Annotated in this window: 1 protein-coding gene; it reads left to right on the top strand. The window is 55.9% G+C overall.

Translation table 11 applies throughout. The features are described from left to right. The coding region (locus tag J5224_RS34295; RefSeq protein ID WP_413544773.1) for an MBL fold metallo-hydrolase at positions 1-478 on the top strand (478 nt) is incomplete at its 5' end. Between the last annotated feature and the right edge of the window lie 96 nt (positions 479-574).

The following is a 574-nucleotide window of genomic DNA, read 5'->3' as shown; positions in this document are numbered from 1 at the left end:
GCAGGGATTCTCACAGGTGCAGGTGTTGGCACAGGAGAATACCCTGGCTGGTATCACGCTCTGGAAAACTGGCGGACAGCATGGCAGCGATGCCCTCTATGCCAACCCGGATCTGGCGACACGCATGGGGGAGACCAGCGGTCTGGTGTTTGACAGCGCGAAGGAAAAGCGCCTTTATATTGCTGGCGACACCGTATGGGCTCCCCCTTATGTCGACAGCCTGCAACGTTACCAACCCGAGGTGGTGGTGCTGAATATCGGGTGCGCTACCGTGGATGGCTTTGGCCCGATTATTATGGGAAAAGAGGATGCCAGTCGAACGCTTGAGCTGTTACCGCACAGCACGGTCGTGGCCTCACACATGGAGGCAGTGAACCATTGCCTGCTTAGCCGTGCCGAACTGCGTGAATATTGCCGGGAAAATGGCATCGAACAACGCGTGTTGATACCCGACGATGGGGAAATGCTTTCACTTTGAATGCGTGGGTGACGGCAAAGGCCCACTGTCAGTAAACCGATATGTCACAGGAAATCGCCTATGCCCGCGTTACGCGTTGCCATTGTTGCCACTGAA

It is taken from the genome of Candidatus Symbiopectobacterium sp. NZEC135 (genome assembly GCF_025962695.1).
This window is presented reverse-complemented; position numbering and strand designations above follow the sequence as displayed.